Origin of the sequence: Aminobacter sp. MDW-2, from assembly GCF_014250155.1 — a bacterium.
GTDB lineage: Bacteria > Pseudomonadota > Alphaproteobacteria > Rhizobiales > Rhizobiaceae > Aminobacter > Aminobacter ciceronei.
In genome coordinates, this window is the sequence record NZ_CP060197.1 from 5,146,725 (window position 1) to 5,164,777 (window position 18,053).

An 18,053-nucleotide genomic window follows, 5' to 3' on the forward strand; every position below is an offset into this window, starting at 1 on the left:
ACCATGCGATTTCGCCCGCCGACTTTTGGAAAGCAGTGACATGACGCAGCCAGACATCCTCGTCCGCAACGTGACGGCGATCACCGTCGACCCGGAACGCCGGGTGATCGACCGCGCCTGGATCGCTGTCACCGGCGACCGCATCAGCGCCATCGGTGGCGACGGCGACGCCGAGCCTGTCGGCGCCAGGGACATCATCGACGGCACAGGCATGGTGGCGATGCCCGGCTTGATCGACAGCCATTCGCATGCCGGCCACGGGCTGGTGCGCAATGCCGGCGCCGGGCTCGACAGCTGGTTCGACGCCTGCGAGGAGATCTACGCGCGCGGCTCGACGCCGGACTTCTGGCGCGCCGAGGCGCGCATGACCCAGCTCGAACGCCTGCGTGGCGGCATCACCACCGGTATGACGCTGCTCGGCGGCGGCGCCGATATCTACCGCACCGACGATCCCATCTATGGCGACGCGCATTGCGGTGCGACCGCCGAATCCGGGCTGCGCACCTTCATGGCCGTCGGCCCCGGCCGGACGCCCTTCCCGAAAAACTACCGCCAGTTCTCGGAGACCGGTCAGGCGCGCGACGTATCCGTCGGCTTCGAGCGCCAGCTCGAGGTCAGCGAAATCCTGATCGATCGCTGGAACGACCTGCTCGGCCGCGGCACCGGCGTGTGCCTTGTCATGCCGGTCTATTATGCCGCCCAGGTGGCGGATGCCGATGCCCGACGGCAGGTCGTCGAGATGGGCGAAGCGGTCATGGATCTGCGCCGTCGCAAGGGCGTGCTGTTCACCCAGGACGGCCACCGCGACGGGTCGATCGCGCTGGCGCGCGATCTTGGTGTCCTCGGTGAGTTCGCGCTTCTGGGTCATAGCGTCGACCTCACCGAGGAAGATTTTGCAGCACTGAAGGAGACAGGCGCGTCGATCATCCACAATCCGAGCGCCATCATGTCGGTCTATGGCCGCTGCCCGGTGCCGGAGCTGCTCGAGGCTGGCATCACGGTCTGCCTGGGTTCGGACGCGGCCGCCCCCGACCGCGGCTACGACATGTTCCGCCACATGGCGCAGTGCATGCACTACCACCGCCGCCATTTCCGCGACCCGGCCTATCTGCCGCCCGGCAAGACCATCGAGATGGCAACGATCGACGCTGCCAGGGCGCTTGGCCTGGAAAAGGAACTGGGGTCGCTGGAGCCCGGCAAGAAGGCCGACATCGTGCTGGTCGACATGCGCAAGCCGCATCTCTACCCGCCCGTCATGCCGGTGACGCGCATCGCCCATTTCGCCAACGCCGCCGACGTCGACACCGTCATCGTCAACGGCAAGGTGTTGATGCGCAGCCGCAGGACCGACCATCTCGACGCCGAGGACATCCTCGCCGATGCCGCCGAGCAGGCGATACTCGCCTTCGAGCGTGTCGGGCTGACACATCTGCTGGAAGAACCTGAGGAGTTCTGGCGCAACGCGCGTCAGCCGCTGCCGCTCTGAGCCTCAGCCTAGCAACTAACCTCGCCCTCGCAACCAATCCGCCAGCGACGGCCTGACATGCCCGGCGCGGCCATGCATGACCTCGGCTGCACACATCGAGTTCACCACGGCCTCCTCGGTTGCTTCGGCCGCGGCGCGGAACAGGCGATCGATGCGGTTTTCGTTGAGGGCGGAGACGGAAACGAAGTCGGCACGCTCGTCATGGTCGAAGGTCCGGGCGGTCGAGAAGCCGAGCGCAATGTCGCCGCTGCCATGCCCCCAATAGGCGCCCAGCCTTGCCAAGCCTGCACCGCAGCGGCGGACGACGCGCTTGAGCTGTCGGTGTTCCAGCGCGATGTCGGTGGCGAGGATGACGATGACCGAGCCTTTTTCCGCCTCTGCCTTGGAACGGGGGTCGGGGCGACGTCCATCCGGCAAAATCAGATCGCCGGCGCGGCCGAAATTGGTCAGCACCAGCACGCCGACATGATGCGCGCTGCCGGCCAACTCGATGCGGCGCGAGGCAGTGCCGATGCCACCCTTGAAACCGAAGCAGCTCATGCCAGTGCCGGCGCCGACATTGCCTTCGGCAACCGGCCCGGACGCGGCTGTTGCAAGCGCTGCGCGGGCATCGTCCTCGGTGACGGCGAGCGCCTGGATGTCGCTGAGATGGCCGTCATTGCACTCCATGACCACGGGATTGACCGTCGACGTCTCGCGGCCGATGTCCGGATTCTCCAGAACCGCCGCGCGGATCAGCGCGTTGGCGCAGGTGCCGACGCCGAAGGTGTTGGTGAGCAGGATCGGCGTCTCGATCGAACCGAGCTCGTCGACCTGCATCAGGCCGGTGCTCTTGCCGAAGCCGTTGATGACATCGCAGGCGGCCAACACCTTATTGCGGTACATGTTACCGCCATGGGGCAGGACCGCGCTCACGCCGGTGTTGAGGTCGCCCGAGCGAATGGTGCGATGGCCGATGGCCACGCCTGAAACGTCGGTGATGGCGTTGAGCGGTCCGGTCGGCGACGTGCCGAAGGAGATGCCGAGCTCGCGGGCGATGGTCGACATCGGCGCTAGGCTCCGCGCAAGAGGTGAAGGGCTGCGTATTGCAGCAGCATGATGGTCTTGGCGTCGCAGATGCGGCCGTCGGCAACCATGGCGAGCGCCTCATCGATGCCGATCTCCAGCACCTCGATGTCCTCACCCTCGACTTCGTGGCCGCCGCCTTCGGAGATGCGGTCGCCGGGCTCGTAGCGGCCGACGAAGAAGTAGATCCGCTCAGTGACGGCGCCGGGGCTCATGAAGGCCTCGAAGACGCGGCGGACGTCGCGGACGCGGAAGCCCGTTTCTTCCTCGGTCTCGGCCCGAATGCGCTCCTCCGGGCTGGCATTGTCGAGCAGGCCTGCCGGCGTCTCGATCAGCATGTCATCGTAGCCACTGACGAAAGCCGGGTAGCGGAACTGCTTGACGAGAACTACAGTGCGGCGGACGGAATCATAGAGCAGGATGGTGGCGCCGTTGCCACGATCGTAGGTCTCGCGGCTCTGGAGCTGCCATTCGCCATCATTGCGGCGATACTCGAAGACCGTCTTCTTCAACAGATACCAGTCATCGGACAGGACTTTGACATCCTTGACGCGAACGCGATCGGCTATGCTCATCAATGCACCTATGCTGCGGCCCGACGAACGCGCCGGGAATCTCGCGAGGCAGCATAGGCGGGGCCGCGCTGACGCGCGACCTGGAAATTCTGGCGGGAAGATAAGGGGCAGCGCTGACGCGCGACCCCGGGGGAGGAAAGCGATCAGCGGACCGGCGGGGCGTACATCAGGCCGCCGGCATTCCACAAGGCGTTGATGCCGCGGTCGATCTTGAGCTCGCTCGACTGGCCGAGATTGCGCTCGAAGATCTCGCCGAAATTGCCGACCTTGGAGATAATGTTGTAGCTCCAACGCGGATCGAGACCGAGCTGCTGGCCGCTGTCACCCTCAGCGCCGAGGAAGCGCTTTATGGCAGGATTATCCGAGGACAGGCCGGCTTCGGCATTGTCCTTGGTGATGCCGAGCTCCTCGGCTTCGAGCAGCGCGAACAGCGTCCAGCGCACGATGTTGAACCACTTGTCGTCGCCCTGTCGAACGGCAGGCCCGAGCGGCTCCTTGGAGATGATCTCCGGCAGGACGACATAGGCAGCCGGATCGGTAAGCTTCAGCCGCTGGGCATAGAGTGCCGAGGCATCCGTCGTGTAGACGTCGCAACGGCCGGTGTCGAAGGCCTTGATGATGCCGTCGGCGGAATCGATGACCACCGGCTCGTATTTCATCTTGTGGGTGGAGAAGTAGTCGGCGACGTTCTGCTCGGTGGTCGTGCCCTGCTCGGTACAGACGGTGGCGCCATCGAGCTTGAGCGCACTGTCGACGCCAAGAGCCTTGCGGATCATGAAGCCCTGGCCGTCATAATAGGCGGTGCCGACGAAACGAATGCCGAGGCTGGAATCGCGCGACAGCGTCCAGGTGGTCTGGCGCGACAGCACGTCGACACCACCGGACTGCAGCGCGGTGAAACGCTCCTTGGTCGACAGCGGCACGTAGCTGACCTTCTCCGGATCGCCGAGCACGGCGGCGGCTACGGCGCGACAGAAGTCGATGTCGAAGCCTGACCATTTGCCGGCATCGTCGGGCGCCGAGAAACCGGCGACGCCCTGGCTGACGCCGCAGGTGAGCTTGTCACGCTGCTTGACGATGTCGAAGGTGTCGGCCGCTGCCGGAATGGTCATCGCGGCCGAGCCCAGCAATAGTGCCGTTGCAAAAATTGTCCTCATCATTTCCTCCCTCTGGTGTTGAGGCAAAGCCTCTGCTTGCCGCCGGCGCGATGGCGCCGGAAGTCGGTGAATTCCCCTGTCGTTAATTCCCTCCGCGCGAGATTTTCCGCGCGGGTCCTGAGCTATGCGCCTTCGACTGACGCCGCAGCGAACGCCTCCTCGAGCACGCCGACGAGATGGTCGGCATCGGCGCGGCTGAAGATCATCGGCGGACGCATCTTGAGCACATTGTCGTGTGGGCCCTCGGTGCCGATCAAGACGCCACGAGCGCGGGCGCCGTCATTGACCTTGCGGGCGAAGGCGGTCGCCGGCGCCTTGGTCTTGCGGTCGGTGACCAGCTCGACGCCGAGGAACAGCCCCTGACCCCTGACGTCGCCGATGACCTCGTAGCGCTGCTGCATCTCCCTGAAGCGCGCGACGAGATAGGCCCCGACATCGGCGGCATTGTCGCGCAGGCGATCGCGCTCGATGACGTCGAGCACGGCGAGGCCTGCGGCACAGGACACCGGGTTGCCGCCGAAGGTGTTGAAATATTCCATGCCGTTGTTGAAGCGGTCGGCGATCTCGCGCGTGGTGACCAATGCCGACATCGGGTGGCCGTTGCCGATCGGCTTGCCCATGGTGACGATGTCGGGGGTAACGCCTTGCGTCTCGAAGGCCCACCAGTGGCTGCCGACACGGCCGAAGCCGACCTGTACTTCGTCGGCGATGCAGAAGCCGCCGGCGGCACGGACCATGGCGTAGACTTCCTTGAGATATCCCTCGGGGAGAAACACCTGGCCGGCGACGCTGGGGATGGTTTCGGCGATGAAGAAGGCCGGCGCGCGACCCTTTGTGCGCATCGTCTCGATCTGCTCGGCGATGCTTTCGGCGAAACGCCTGGCATGCTCTTCGACCGGCCAATCATCCGGCGCGTGGTAGCTGTCGGGGATGGTTGCCTCGAAGACATGGGCCGGCCGGCCCTTGCCGCCCTTGCGTTTGTATTTATAGGGACTGAGGTCGATCAGCTCCTGGGTGGTGCCATGATAGGCCCAATCGAGGACCAGCGCGTCGTCGCTGCCGGTCAAGGTGCGCGACATGCGCAGCGCAAGCGAATTGGCCTCGCTGCCGGAACAGGCGAAGGAGGCGACCGACAGGCCCTCGGGCAAGGTCGCAGTCAGTCGCTCGGCATAAGTGACGATGGCGTCGTGCAGGTAGCGCGTGTTGGTGTTGAGTTTTGCTGCCTGGGTGGCGATCGCCTCGACGACATCGGGATGGGCGTGGCCGAGGTGGCAGACATTGTTGAAGCAATCGAGATAGGCGCGGCCGCAGTCATCGATCAGCCAGGCGCCATCGCCGCGCACGAACTTGATCGGCTCGGAATAGGAGATCGACAGATTGGGCAAGAGCGAGGCTTTCCGCGCGGCGACGATCTCGGGGCGGGTGCGGCCGGTCTGGTGAAAGGTCTCCGGCGGGATGCCGGCAAGCGTTGCGGCATCCGGGAACAGCTCGGCCCAGACGTCGAGATAACGCGCCTCGCCGACGCCGAGGATGTCACGAGCGGCGAGTTCGGGGTCGGTCGAGATCTGGAAATGCAGATGCGGCGCCCAGCCGCCGTTCTCGGTCGGTGCGCCCATTTCGCCGACGAGCGCGCCGGCTTCGAGCGTCTCGCCCGGCTTCAGGCGGGCCATCGCCTCATGCGCCATGTGCCCCCACAGCGTGACGAAGGGCGGGCAGCCTTCAGGCGTGTGCTCCAGCGCGATCAGGCAGCCATAACCGAGCGGGTCTTCCTCGATCTCGACGCTTTTGACCGTGGCGGCAAGCGGCGTGTAGACCTTGGTGCCTGCCGGCAAAAACAGGTCGAGGCCGAGATGGTGGACCCGGCGGGCGCCTTCGACGAAGCGCGACCAGAAGATGTCGGAGGTGTAGACCGTGCGTGCCTCGCCCCAGGGGCCGATGCCGAGCTCGACACCGTGCTCGGCGCACCAGGCATCCCACCAGGCGGTGGCCTTGTCGGGCTCCTGGCCGGCCGAAGTGGTCGTCATCGGATGAGCCGGATCGCCATAGGGCACCAGCGCCTTGACCAGGGTTGCCGGGTGACGATCGAGCACCGGTGCAAAACTCTTCCTGTTGGCCTCGATCCAGGCGGTGACGGCGCGGGCACCTGATACCGCGTCGAAGCCGCAGGCGTGGCGCAGGATGGCGGTGGCGAAACGGCGGTTCATCGCGCCAAGGCGGCGCAGCAGCCGCCAGGCCGGCGCCTCCGAGATGGCGAGATAAGGATTGTCGCCGGTCTTGTCCTTGCGCTGCGCCGACAGCGTGACCGAGATGACCAGGCGCATGGCAATGAGGTCGAACAGGAGATCGAGCTCTTCTTCGCGCAGCGGATATTCGGCATGGAAGCCGGCGGCCAGGGTCGCCGCGGCGCCGATCGGGTCCGAGACATCGAGGATCGAATAGGCGCAGGCGACCGCGACTTCGGCGATCACAGGCGAATGGAGCGCGTCGCCGAAATCGATGATGCCGGCAACCCGGTCGTGGTCGTCCTCATCGACGAGCACGTTCCAGTCATTGGCGTCATTGTGGATGACCTGGGCACGCAAACCGGCGAGACGGGGTGCCACGGCGACGTCGAAATGGTCGAGCAGGCCGCGCAAAAGCGCGCGGTCGGCGACATCGGGAACATGGTGCAGGCGTTGGCGCGCGGCGCCGGCCTGGCGGATGTCCCAGTCGAAGCTCCTGATCGCGCCGGGATGGATGAAGCCCTGCAGCGCGCCGTCGAGCCGGCCGAGCGCGCGGCCGAGATTTTCGAGCAGCTTCGGGGTGCGCGCCGCTTCGGCCAGCGGCAGGCCCGGCAGCCAGGACACCAGCCGCAGCGCATGGCGCTCGCCCGAGGCACCGGTCGCTTCCGAGAGCGCCGCACCGTCGGCGGACGGCTTGAGGCGGGGAGCGGCGACGCCCGAGCGCGCGAGATGATCGAGCAAGGCGACCTGAAATTCGCTTTCGGAGGCCGGCTCGCTGGCATTGATGATTTTGAGAATCCACTGGGCGCCGTCGTCGGCCGAGAGCTTGAAGTTCTGGTCGCGCTCGCTGTCGAGGGCTGCGACGCGCCCACTCACGCCAAACCGGCTCGAAGCCAGGTCGGCGGCCTCGCCAAAGGAGAATGCAGGCGCGGGATGGGTCACGTCGGTCATGGTCTATCCGGAATTGCTGTAACTGGAGCTTGGCACGGGCCGAAAAATCGGGCATCCGGCAAAGCGTCGGTTGCACCGGCACTATGACTGCATGGACCGGCACTTTAACGGCACCGATCGGAACGGGGCGATGAAGGAACTCGACGCCAAGGACAGGGACATTCTGGGCATCCTGTCGAAGGAAGCGCGCATCCCGCTGAAGACGCTTGCCGGGCGCATCGGGCTCTCCCGCAGTGCGACCAGCGAACGCGTCGCGGCGCTGGAAAAGAGCGGCGTCATCCGCGGCTATCGCGCCGATATCGGCCAGATGGACAGCAACCTGGTCTCGGCCTTCCTGATGGTGACGCTGGTCTCGACGCCGTCGATGGGGGTGCTCGACCAGTTGGCACGCTATTCGGAGGTGCGGCGGGTATCGTCGGTAACAGGTCAGCTCGACCTGATGGTCGAGGTCGAGGTGCCGTCGATCGACCGGCTGAACACGCTGCGCGACATCATCGCCACGCATCCGAGCGTGCAGGACCTGACGACGCTGATCGTGCTGCGCCGGGACATCGAGCGGCGGGAGTAGCCGGCGGCATCGGATGCCGCCGGCAGTCAGGGCTGATCAAGCGACCTGCAAGGCGCGCCGGAGCGCCGATTTCCAGCCGGCGATGAAGGCTGCGGAAACGCGCGCTTCAGGAACCATGGCGTCGAAGCCGTGATAGGCGCCCGGCACGACCGACAACTCGACCGGCACGCCGGCCTCGACGAGTCGCCCGGCAAAGGCCATCGATTCCCGGGCGAACAGGTCGAGCATGCCGACGCCGATCCAGGTCTCGGGAAGCCCGTGCAGGTCCTTTGCCCGCGCGGGAACGGCGCCCTCGGGTGCGTGCTCCATCACCGGCTTGCGCCCGAGCACCGAGGCCCAGCCGAAGGCATTGGACTGCCAGTTCCAGATGAACGTGCCGAGATGGGCCGGCGGCTGATGCAAGGCGGTGCGGTCATCGAGCATGGGGTAGCGCAAGGCCTGGAAGCGGAGGGGCAGTTCGCCACGGTCGCGCGCCCGGAGCGAGACGGCAGCGGCGAGGCCGGCGCCGGCACTTTCGCCGAGCAAGGCGATACGGCTCGGGTCGATGCCAAGCTCGCTGGCCGAGCGATGCATCCATTCGAGCGTCGCGTAGGCGTCATCGAAGCCGGCCGGGAACGGATGTTCGGGCGCTAGGCGGTAGTCGACTGACACGATGACGGCGCCGAGCTCGGTTGCAAGCTGTTGCAGTTCCTGAATGACCACCTCCGGCTTGCCGACGACGAGGCCGCCGCCATGGATATGCAGGATCGCCGGCTTGGCGGCTGCCTGCGGCGCGGGGTCGAGGACGACGACGCGCAGGCGCGGATTGCCGGCGCCGCCCTGGATAAAGCGGTCCTGCGGCTGGATCGCCGGCAATGGCAGCGCCGGCGGGAACTGGGCGCCGCGCACCGCCTGGAGAGTGTCCATGCCGAGATCGAGCGGTGGGATGTGATCGAGGATCGGGCGCAGCTCGGGATCGACGAGGTCAAGCGGATCGATGGCGGCACCAGCCGCTGGTCCGACTGTCGGCGACGCCGCTTCGGCGCGCGCGCCTGTTGCAAGCATGAGAGCGGAAAAGGACATGGCGGCGAGTTCCCTGCGATTGAGGTGCATATTGGTCTCCTGAGATTTGACGTGGATTACCGGCCGGCCGAAGCGGCCCGGCCCGACGACGTGGAAAAGAGGAAGAAAGCGGCGACAGCACCGGCAAGCAGGATGACGGCGGCCGCGGTGAAGGTCGTCGCGTGAGCCACGGCTCCCGCCGGCACCGTGGCGGTGACTGATATCAGCAGGGCGAGGATCGAGGCGCCGCCCATCTGGAGCGAAGTGTTGGTGAGCCCGGAGACCATGCCGGCCTCGCCCTTGCGGGCCGAGGCAGTGGCGGCTTCGGTGAGGCTGACGAAGGAGAATGACGAGCCGAAGCCGCCGATGGCAAAGGCTGTGATGGTGAGCAGCAGATATGGCGCCCCGGCAGCGACAGGCAGAAACGACAGGGCCAGGGACGACAGGCTCATCAGGGCAAAACCCAGGGCGGCTATGCCGCGCGGCGCCATGTAGCCCATGGCGACAGGTGCCAGGCGGGCGCCGACGATCGAGGCGAGCGCGAAAGGCAGGAACAGCAGACCGGTTTCGAGCGCATCGAGGCCGCGCAGCTGCTGGAAGTAGAGCGAGCCGAAGAACAGCGAGGTCAGCGGACCAGCGGAGTGGATGAAGATCAGGGCATTGGCGACGGCGACCGGGCGGTTGCGCAGGACGTCGAGGTCGAGCAGAGGGGCTGCGCTGCGCCGTTCGATGAGAACGAAGAGGGTGAGCAGGACGACGGCACCGCCCCACAGGACGAGGGTGATCGGCGTGGGGTGCGACGTCTGCGCGATGGCAAGCGTGAGCGCACCGAAGCCGAGGGTTGCTGTGGCAGCTCCGGCCCAATCCATGGGGACGGCATGCGTTTGATCGTCACCGGTCCCGCCGCCGGCGCGGCGGGTCGCCCAGGCCATGATGAGGCCGAGCGGGACATTGATCAGAAGTGCCGACGACCAGCCGAAGGTGCTGGTGAGCAGGCCGCCGAGCAACGTTCCCGAGGCGACGCCGACGGTGGCCGAGGAGGCAAACAGGCCGAGCGCCCGCAGCCGTGCCGGACCGGAAGGGTAATACAAGGTCAGCAAGGCGAGCGAGTTGGCGGCAAGCAAGGCGGCACCGGCACCTTGCAGCGCACGAGCGGCGATCAACATCGACATCGAGACGCTGTACGCGCCGATCAACGAAGACAGCGCGAAGACGACCGCGCCGGCGGCGAACATGCCGCGGTGGCCGAGACGGTCGCCTGCCCTGCCGGCCAGTAGCAGCAAGCCGCCGAAGGCCAGGGCATAGGCGTTGAAGACCCATTGCAGGTCGCGCTCGGTGGCGTCGAACGCTTGCGCCAGCGCGGGGCCGGCAACCATGAGGACTACGGCATCGATGACCACCAGGAACTGGGCGCCGCAGATGATGAGGAGCATCAGCGACGCGGGTTGTGCCGGCGTGCCGGCTTCGGGTGAGGAGGAATGGGGAAACATCTGGTTCATGGAGACAAGATAGATTATCTCCATTAAACTGATAATTTGCCAAATCTGGAATGACTATCCATGAATAGAAATAATGAGCCTGACCGCGCCGGCGCTCCCAGGGATGAGCGGCTGCCACCGGTCGAGGCCGTGGTGATCTTCACCCGCGTGGCCGAGACCGGCAGCTTCACTGCCGCGGCACGCTCGATGGGACTTCCGCTGGCAACCGTCAGCAAGCGCGTGGCCGAGCTCGAGGAGCATCTCGGCGTCAGGCTGATTGCGCGGACAACACGGCGATCCTCGCTGACCGAGCCGGGCAAGCGATTCCTGACCCATGGCCAGCTGATCGTCGATGCCTTGCAACGCGCCGCCGACGAAGCGGCACAGGCGGTGGCGGAACCGTCGGGGCGGCTGCGGCTGACGATGTCGACGGTGCTGGTCGAGGCCGGGCTGGGACGGCTGATCGCGCGCTTCGTCGCCGCCAACCCGAAGCTGCGCTGTGAGATCGACGTCTCCGACCGTTATGTCGACCTGGTCGCGGAGGGCTACGATCTCGCCATCCGTGTCGGCAGGCTCAAGGACTCGACGCTGATCGCCAGGAAGATTGGCAGCACCGAAGCCTCGATGTTTGCCGCGCCGTCATTGGTCGCCGAGCGAGGCCTGCCGTCAGACCCCAAGGCGCTTGACGCCTATCCGCTGATCGGCGAGCAGATTTCGCCGTCGGACACGCAGCAATGGCTGCTGCATCATGCGACGCAGAAACCGGCGAAGATTGAGTTCAAGCCGCGCATGTCGGCCAACAACGTACGTGCCATCGCCGAGGCAATCGAGGCGGGACTTGGAATCGGGCGGCTGCCGACATTCGTCGGACGGAGGATGGCCGAGCATGGCCTGGCCGTGCCGGTGCTGCCGGAATGGGCCGGGCCCGGGCTCGACATTTCGCTGGTCTATGCCGCGCATCGCGGCATGTTGCCGGGCGTGCGGCTGTTGATCGACCAGTTGAGCCGCGAGGCGGGCTCGCTGCTCCCAGGCCACGCGGCGCTGGCCGCGCGGTGACTTTCGCGCTATGCGGCTGCCGAGCGCTGCCCGAGGCGGAGACCTGACGTGACGACCCGGCCAATCGTGAAATTTCCCGACCCGCGCCTCAAGCTCGTCGCCGCGCCGGTGACGGCCTTTGACGACGAATTGCGCGCACTGGCGTTTGACCTGCTCGACACGATGCGCGCGGCACCCGGCATCGGCATCACCGCCCCGCATATCGGCATCGCCAGGCGGGTGGTGGTGCTTGAGCTTGAAGGCCCTGGCAGTGCCAGGACCTACGTCAACCCGCAGATACTCTCGGCCTCGGAGGAGACGATGCTCCACACCGAAGGCAGCGTCTCGATGCCTGGTGTGACCGATGAGATCAGGCGGCATGCACGCGTGCGCATCGGCTATCAGGATCTCCAGGGCATCCAGCGCACCGAGGAAGCTGAGGGCCTGCTCGCCGTCTGCCATCAGCACGAGATCGACCAACTGGACGGCATGTTCTGGATCCAGCGGCTGTCGAAGCTGAAGCGGGACCGGCTGATCAAGCGCTACGAGAAGCTGCAGCGGGCGTAGGAGCGTGCGACCTGTGCAGCAATCAAGGCTCAACCGGCCATCCGGCGGGCCAGTTCTTTTTCGAGATTGTACAGGCGGCTTGTTCTGAGTTTCCGAAGGGACGAACTGAGATGATGGAACGTCTGAAGTTGCAAACGCACGCGAACGATCTCCTTGCGGAGCCCTTCATCGTCATAGCTGTCAGGCTTGTTGCCTCGGTCCTTTGTCCTCGTTCCCAAAGTCTCACCTAAGCAAATGCGAACTCCATGCTAGGCCGGATTCTAATGGCCTCAACAGCTACTTTCTACCCAGTTTGTTTCCGAATGGGGTTTGCGATCCAGGAATAGTCGACCCGACAACCACGCCGACATCGAAGATGATGCAGAAATGCAGGGCGCGGCCCGCCCAAGGTCTCGGCTGTCGCCGCCTAAGCGGTCACCGGCCATTTCGGCAGCTTGATCCTGGTGTAGGGCAAGCTGGCGAGATTGGAGGTGACGGTGCCTTCCGAGGCAGCGTAGATCACGGCGCTGGCAACCTTCTCGTAGGACGCGCGGAAATGCTGCGTCGACTTGACCACCACGATCCGCTTGTCGGTGAGGTCGCAGCCGATATTGCTGAACAGGTCGGTGTCGATCGCCTGCGACCGCTCGGAGGCCAGGAGCACCTCGACGCCGCCGCAGTCGATCAGGGCGCAATCGCCCATCGGCGACGGCACGCCGCCAAGCCCGGTCATGACGAGGCCGCGCTTGAGTGCGACGACGCGGCAGGTGACATCGACCGGGTCGCCGGAGCGCGGACCGACCTTGCCGCCGACGCGCAGCGGCAGCACCGCCCCCTCACCCGCTTCGAACACCAGACGAACGGCGATCGGATCCCAGAGCGGGCCGATGACGGCATCCGGGATGCCGCGCGCGATCATGCGGGCGAGGAAGAAGGTCGAGTCGCTGGCGGCACCGCCGCCGGCATTGTCGGCAGTGTCGGCAATGACGACCGTGCCTGCGGGTGCCACAAGGGCCTGATCGAGCGCCTCGTCGATCGAAGGCATCGGCGGCACGATCTCGGCGCGCATGGCATAGAGGTCGTTGGCCAGCCGCTGCGCCAGCGACTGCGCGAGGTCCTCATTGTCGTCGGTGTAGACGACGACGCGTGTACCCATTTCAGGCACGTCGGCCCAGGGAAAACCTTGCGCGATCGACACCGACAGCACCTTGTCCTTCTGCTCCATGGCGCGGATGCCGCGGATGATCGACAGGCCGGGCTCGGTGGTGGTGCGGATCAGGCTGACCATGCCGGTGTCGACGAGCGCGGCCTTGGGCCTGATCTCGCCGGTGGCGATACCGTGGCAGAGATCGACGAGCTGGACGCCGCATTCATAGACGTCGGTATGGGGGTATTCCTTGTAGGTCAGGAGGATGTCGACGCTGTCGACCATCTCTGATGTCATGTGGCAGTGCGGGTCGAGCTCGCAGCCGACGACGGTGTCGGGGCCGACGATCGCGCGGATGCGTGCGAGGATGTCGCCTTCACAATCGTCATAGCCATCGGCGACCATGGCGCCGTGCAGCGACATCAAGACCATGTCGACCGGCAGGACGGCGCGCAGATCGTCAAGCAGCTGGTCGCGCAGCGTTTCATAAGCGTGCCGGGTCGTGGTGCCGCCGGGTTCGGCCGAGGCGCTCAGCCCTTCGAACAAGGTCCAGCCCTCGCGGCGGCCGCGTTCGCGCGCCGCCCAGAGCTGGCCGCCATACAGCGTCATGTGGTCCGGATGCTGGCCGGCGGGATAGTAGTCGCCGCCCGAAACGAAGGCGCCGAGGCCGGTGGGGATGGGCGAGAAGGTGTTGGTCTCGGTCGCAAGGACGGCACTGAACACACGCATGATGGATAACTCCGCTTGCGAATTAAGAGGCAGTGATTTCGGCGAGGCCGGCATGCGCCGTCTCGGCGTCGAGGACGCTGGCCTCGGCGATCAGGACGAGGCGGCAATCGGGCTCGAATTTCGGGAACGGGCGCAAGGTGGCGCGGCGACCGACGAGCTGCAGCAGGAAACTCTGTCCGGGCCGCTCGACGAAACTGACGATGCCCTTGGCACGGATGAGTTTTGGGGCGAGCCGGTCGATGGCGGCCTGGAAGCGGTCGAGCGCGACCGGCCCTGATGACTGCCATTCGATCGAGGTAAAGCGCGATGCACCGACCTTGGCCTGGCCCGGCATTGGCTGCGGCCGGTCGGTGACGAGCAGCGCCTCGATCGGCAAGGCATCGCCATCGGTTTCGAAGACCAGCGTCTTGTTGAGCCAGACGAGTTCCGCCCGCAGTGCCTCATCGGAGTTTTCCCTCGTCTTGGACAGGGCGATGAAATCGGCCGCCTCGACCTGGGCGCGCCAGAGCTCGTCGCGCAGGCGGGCCGGATTGGCGGCGACCTCGTCGGCGTCGACCACGGCAACGACAGCATCGAGCCGGATATCGTGCCACAGGATCGGGTCCATCAGCGTTTCGGTGATGCCCCTGGGGTCAGCGACGCCACTGGCTTCGATGACGATGTGGTCCGGCTGGACGGGCTGGGACAGCACCAGCTTGAGGGTACGCAGAAGGTCGCCCTGCAACGAGCAACAGATGCAGCCGTTCTTCAGCCCGACGACGGTGTCGGCGGCATCCGCGATCAGCTCGGCGTCGATGTTGATGGCGCCGAAGTCGTTGACGATGGCGCTGATGCGACAGCCGTCGGCACGTTGCAGCAACTGGTTGATGAAGGTCGTCTTGCCGGCACCGAGAAAGCCGGTGACGACGAGGACTGGAACGCTCACCGGTCACCCCGCCTGATCGGGCGCCCGGGTGCCGCCGCCTGGTCGAGGACCCCGTCCGAGATCACCGCCTGGCCGTTGACCAGCACGTGGCGCATGCCCTGAGCGGGCAGGTTCATCTCGGCGAAGGTGGCGCGGTCGGTGACGGTGGCGAGATCGAAGACGACGATGTCGGCATCGCAGCCCGGCTGCAGCCGTCCCTTGCGCTTGAACAGCGGCGCGCAGCTCTCGACGATTTGCGCCGGAATGAGCGTGCATTTGGCAATCGCCTGGGCAAGCGGGATGGCGTCGCGCTCACGTACCCACTGGCTGATGAAGCGGGTGAAGGTGCCCGAGGATCTGGGGTGCGCCGTCTTGTCGGCTCCGAGCGGCCACTCGTCGCCTTCGTAAGGAGTGCCGTCGGGCTGGCTCCATGGCATGGCGTCGGAGGCGATGGCACCGCCGGGATAGGTGACGGAGACGTCGAGCAGCGCGCGATGGCGCGGATTGTCCTCGGTGTCGAGGAAGTGCCAGAGCACCAGCGCCGAGGGATCGGCCTGCCTGACCTGCTTGAGATCGTCGATGCCGTCGAGGCGGCGATGGGTGGCGACAAGCTCGATGGCGTCGTAGCCGGTGCCGGTGCGGGCGGAAAAGGCCGGATCGACGAAGAAGCCGGCGCTGACGACGGTCGAGCCCGTGCCGTAGGGATAGGCTTCGGTGGTGATCCTGAGCCCCTGCGCCTGCGCTTTGGCAATGATCGCCGCGGCGCGCTCGACGTCCTGAAGGCTGGTCGAGTTGAGGTGGCAGATGTGCATATGCGCACCGGTGGCGCCGGCCAGTCCGATCAAGGTGACATAGGCCTCGATCGAGCTCTTGGGGTCGATGTTCGACATCTGGGCGATGTGGGTATAGGTCGGCGTGTCGGTTTCGGCGGCGAGATCGCAGATCAGGCTCATCTCCTTGGCGCCTGCGCCGGGCGCATAACCGGCGGGAATGCCGATGCCGAGGCCGCCCTCCTCTATGCCCTGGCGGGTACGTGCCACGATCTCGTCTGCCTGCGCTTCGGTCGCAGCGTCCGTCGACCAGCGCGGATCATCGAAGCCGCGTCCCATCACCGTGATCGGCGCTTCGCCCGGCTTGAGTTCCAGTCCGATCATCACTGCCTTGCGGGCAAAGATCCAGGCCGACGCCGTGCCGTAGTTGAGCAGGCGCGCGGTCCTTGACTGCGCCTCGTACCAGCCGGCGACCGGCAAGGCGCCGACTTCCAGTTCGAGCGCGGTGGTGACGCCATCGAAGGCCTGCATGCGGTCGGCGGGCACGGACTGGCCATGCGCATGGAGATCGATGAAGCCGGGGGCAACGATCAGGCCGCTTGCGTCGATCACCTCGAGCGCCGGACCGAGATCGGCACCGATGGCAGCGATGCGGCCGGCCGAAATGGCAATGTCCGAAATTTCGTCGCGGCCGGTCTCGGGGTCGATGACGCGCCCGCCCTTGATCACGATGTCATGCATGGACAGCCCTTTCGGCGGCGCGGCGCTTCTTGCCCGGAACGGCATCGATCAGCCGGCGGGTGTAATCGGACTTTGGCGTGCGGAAAATTTCGGACGTCGGGCCGACCTCTTCGAGCACGCCGTGGTTCAATACGCCGACACGCTGGCACAGATGATCGACGACCGACAGGTCATGCGAGATGAACAGCATCGCCAGCCCCTGTTCGCTGCATATCTTGCGCAACAGCTGCAGCACCTGCGCCTGGCTGGAGACGTCGAGTGCCGACACCGGCTCGTCGGCGATCAGGAGCTTCGGGCCCGATGCCAGGGCACGGGCGATGGCAATGCGCTGGCGCTGGCCGCCGGAGAACTGGTGCGGGAAGCGCTCGATCCAGTCAGGGTTGAGACCGACCTGCTGCATCAGTTCGGCCGCGCGCGTCGTCAGGGCCGCGCCCTTGAGGTCGGTGTAGGATTTGAGCGGTTCGGCCAGGATGTCGCGCACGCGCCAGCGCGGATCGAGTGAGGCATAGGGGCTCTGGAACACCATCTGCACGTCGCGGCGCTTGTCGCGCAGGGCCTTGCCGCGCAAAGCCAGCCAGTCGACGCCGTCAAAGGTCACCGAGCCGGCGCTCGGGTCGATCAGCCGCGCGATGATGCGGCCGATCGTCGACTTGCCCGAGCCGCTTTCGCCGACGAGCCCGAAGGCTTCGCCGCGCCGGATGGTGAAGCTGACGTCGTTGACGGCGGTGAGCTGGCGCGGCTTCTCGAATAGCCGGCCGGACAGGGTGAAATGGCGGACAAGGCCGCTGACTTCGAGCAGAACGTCATCAGCCATGGGCCGCCCCCGCCTGCGTGTGGCCGGCGCCGAAGCTTGGCCGCGCATTGAGCAATTGCATGGTGTAGGCATGTTTCGGATGGCTCAGCACGTCGTCGACATGACCCGCCTCGACAACGACACCGTCCTTCATCACCACGACGTCCTCGCAGACATCGCCGACGACGTCGAGGTCATGGCTGACCAGGATCATCGCCATGCCCTGCTCGCGGCTCAGCTCCTGCATCAGCCCGAGGATCTGCGCCTGTACGGTCACGTCGAGCGCGGTTGTCGGCTCGTCGGCGATCAGCAGAGCAGGCTTCAGCGCGATCGCCGCGGCGATGACCACGCGCTGGCGCATGCCGCCCGACAATTGATGCGGATAGGCGTCGATTCGACGGGCAGCGTCCTGGATGCCGACGCGTTCGAGCAGCTCAAGGCTGGCAGCGCGGATCGCCTTGCGCGACATGTCGGGGCGGTGGAAACCGAACACCTCGCCGATCTGGTCGCCGACCGGCATGACCGGGTTCAACGTCGCCATCGCATCCTGGAACACCATGGCGATGCGGTTGCCGCGCAACTGGCGCCAGTCGCGCCGGGACATGGCAAGCATGTCGCGGCCTTCGAAGGTCACCGCCCCGCCGAGAATGGCATGCGACGCATCGGTCAGCCCCATCAGCGCATAACCGATGGAAGACTTGCCCGAGCCGCTTTCGCCGACGACGCCGAGCACCGAGCCGGGCGCGACGTCGAAACTGACGCCGCCCACGGCACGGACCGGGCCGCTGCGGCTGGGATAGTCGACGGTCAGGTCGCGGACGGAGAGCAAGGGCGAGGCCGTCATG

General features: G+C 66.1%; 15 protein-coding genes. 4 read left to right on the plus strand and 11 right to left on the minus strand.

Features of this window, described 5'->3' with window-relative positions:
* Positions 1 to 40 precede the first annotated feature (40 nt).
* Entirely contained in the window at positions 41 to 1,486 is a 1,446-nt protein-coding gene (locus tag H5P29_RS25435; RefSeq protein WP_154386794.1) for an amidohydrolase family protein, read from the plus strand.
* 15 nt (positions 1,487 to 1,501) lie between these two features.
* Here H5P29_RS25435 and H5P29_RS25440 read toward each other — a convergent pair whose 3' ends face one another.
* The 4 genes from H5P29_RS25440 to H5P29_RS25455 form a co-directional block, all read right to left on the minus strand.
* On the minus strand, positions 1,502 to 2,533 hold the full coding sequence (locus H5P29_RS25440) for a P1 family peptidase (protein ID WP_154386795.1): 1,032 nt from the start codon (positions 2,531 to 2,533) through the stop codon (positions 1,502 to 1,504).
* Positions 2,534 to 2,538: 5 nt separating this feature from the next.
* Positions 2,539 to 3,126, minus strand: a complete 588-nt coding sequence (locus tag H5P29_RS25445) for an NUDIX domain-containing protein (RefSeq protein WP_154386796.1) — start codon at positions 3,124 to 3,126, stop codon at positions 2,539 to 2,541.
* 143 nt (positions 3,127 to 3,269) lie between these two features.
* Positions 3,270 to 4,286: an amino acid ABC transporter substrate-binding protein gene (locus tag H5P29_RS25450; protein WP_154386797.1), complete on the minus strand. Its 1,017-nt coding sequence runs from the start codon at positions 4,284 to 4,286 to the stop codon at positions 3,270 to 3,272.
* A 119-nt stretch (positions 4,287 to 4,405) separates the two neighbouring features.
* Complete coding sequence (locus H5P29_RS25455) at positions 4,406 to 7,456, minus strand: aminotransferase class III-fold pyridoxal phosphate-dependent enzyme (RefSeq protein WP_154386798.1); 3,051 nt, start codon at positions 7,454 to 7,456, stop codon at positions 4,406 to 4,408.
* 130 nt (positions 7,457 to 7,586) lie between these two features.
* Between H5P29_RS25455 and H5P29_RS25460 the strand changes: the two genes are divergently transcribed.
* Positions 7,587 to 8,024, plus strand: a complete 438-nt coding sequence (locus H5P29_RS25460; RefSeq protein ID WP_067964726.1) for an Lrp/AsnC family transcriptional regulator — start codon at positions 7,587 to 7,589, stop codon at positions 8,022 to 8,024.
* Positions 8,025 to 8,060: 36 nt separating this feature from the next.
* Here the strand turns inward: H5P29_RS25460 and H5P29_RS25465 are convergent, their stop codons facing one another.
* Both H5P29_RS25465 and H5P29_RS25470 read right to left on the minus strand, forming a co-directional pair.
* Positions 8,061 to 9,116, minus strand: coding sequence for an alpha/beta hydrolase (locus H5P29_RS25465; protein WP_154386799.1), 1,056 nt, complete (start codon positions 9,114 to 9,116; stop codon positions 8,061 to 8,063).
* A gap of 26 nt (positions 9,117 to 9,142) precedes the next feature.
* Positions 9,143 to 10,588, minus strand: a complete 1,446-nt coding sequence (locus H5P29_RS25470; RefSeq protein ID WP_154386800.1) for an MFS transporter — start codon at positions 10,586 to 10,588, stop codon at positions 9,143 to 9,145.
* 36 nt (positions 10,589 to 10,624) lie between these two features.
* Between H5P29_RS25470 and H5P29_RS25475 the strand changes: the two genes are divergently transcribed.
* Positions 10,625 to 11,599 carry a LysR family transcriptional regulator gene (locus tag H5P29_RS25475; RefSeq protein ID WP_154386801.1) on the plus strand — a complete coding sequence of 325 codons (975 nt, stop codon included), beginning with the start codon at positions 10,625 to 10,627 and terminating at the stop codon, positions 11,597 to 11,599.
* 48 nt (positions 11,600 to 11,647) lie between these two features.
* Positions 11,648 to 12,145 carry a peptide deformylase gene (locus tag H5P29_RS25480; protein ID WP_185910196.1) on the plus strand — a complete coding sequence of 166 codons (498 nt, stop codon included), beginning with the start codon at positions 11,648 to 11,650 and terminating at the stop codon, positions 12,143 to 12,145.
* A 406-nt stretch (positions 12,146 to 12,551) separates the two neighbouring features.
* Here the strand turns inward: H5P29_RS25480 and H5P29_RS25485 are convergent, their stop codons facing one another.
* From H5P29_RS25485 to H5P29_RS32670, 5 genes are read right to left on the minus strand one after another with little or no spacing between them, the layout of a single operon-like run.
* Positions 12,552 to 14,000, minus strand: coding sequence for a M81 family metallopeptidase (locus H5P29_RS25485; RefSeq protein ID WP_154386802.1), 1,449 nt, complete (start codon positions 13,998 to 14,000; stop codon positions 12,552 to 12,554).
* 22 nt (positions 14,001 to 14,022) lie between these two features.
* Positions 14,023 to 14,925, minus strand: coding sequence for a GTP-binding protein (locus tag H5P29_RS25490; protein ID WP_185910197.1), 903 nt, complete (start codon positions 14,923 to 14,925; stop codon positions 14,023 to 14,025).
* A complete protein-coding gene (locus tag H5P29_RS25495; protein WP_182575450.1) occupies positions 14,922 to 16,415 on the minus strand; it encodes an amidohydrolase family protein in 1,494 nt (497 codons plus the stop codon). Before H5P29_RS25495 ends, H5P29_RS25490 begins: the two co-directional genes overlap by 4 nt.
* Entirely contained in the window at positions 16,408 to 17,229 is an 822-nt protein-coding gene (locus H5P29_RS32665) for an ATP-binding cassette domain-containing protein (protein ID WP_154386803.1), read from the minus strand. Before H5P29_RS32665 ends, H5P29_RS25495 begins: the two co-directional genes overlap by 8 nt.
* On the minus strand, positions 17,222 to 18,052 hold the full coding sequence (locus tag H5P29_RS32670; RefSeq protein WP_154386804.1) for an ABC transporter ATP-binding protein: 831 nt from the start codon (positions 18,050 to 18,052) through the stop codon (positions 17,222 to 17,224). Before H5P29_RS32670 ends, H5P29_RS32665 begins: the two co-directional genes overlap by 8 nt.
* Position 18,053 lies beyond the last annotated feature (1 nt).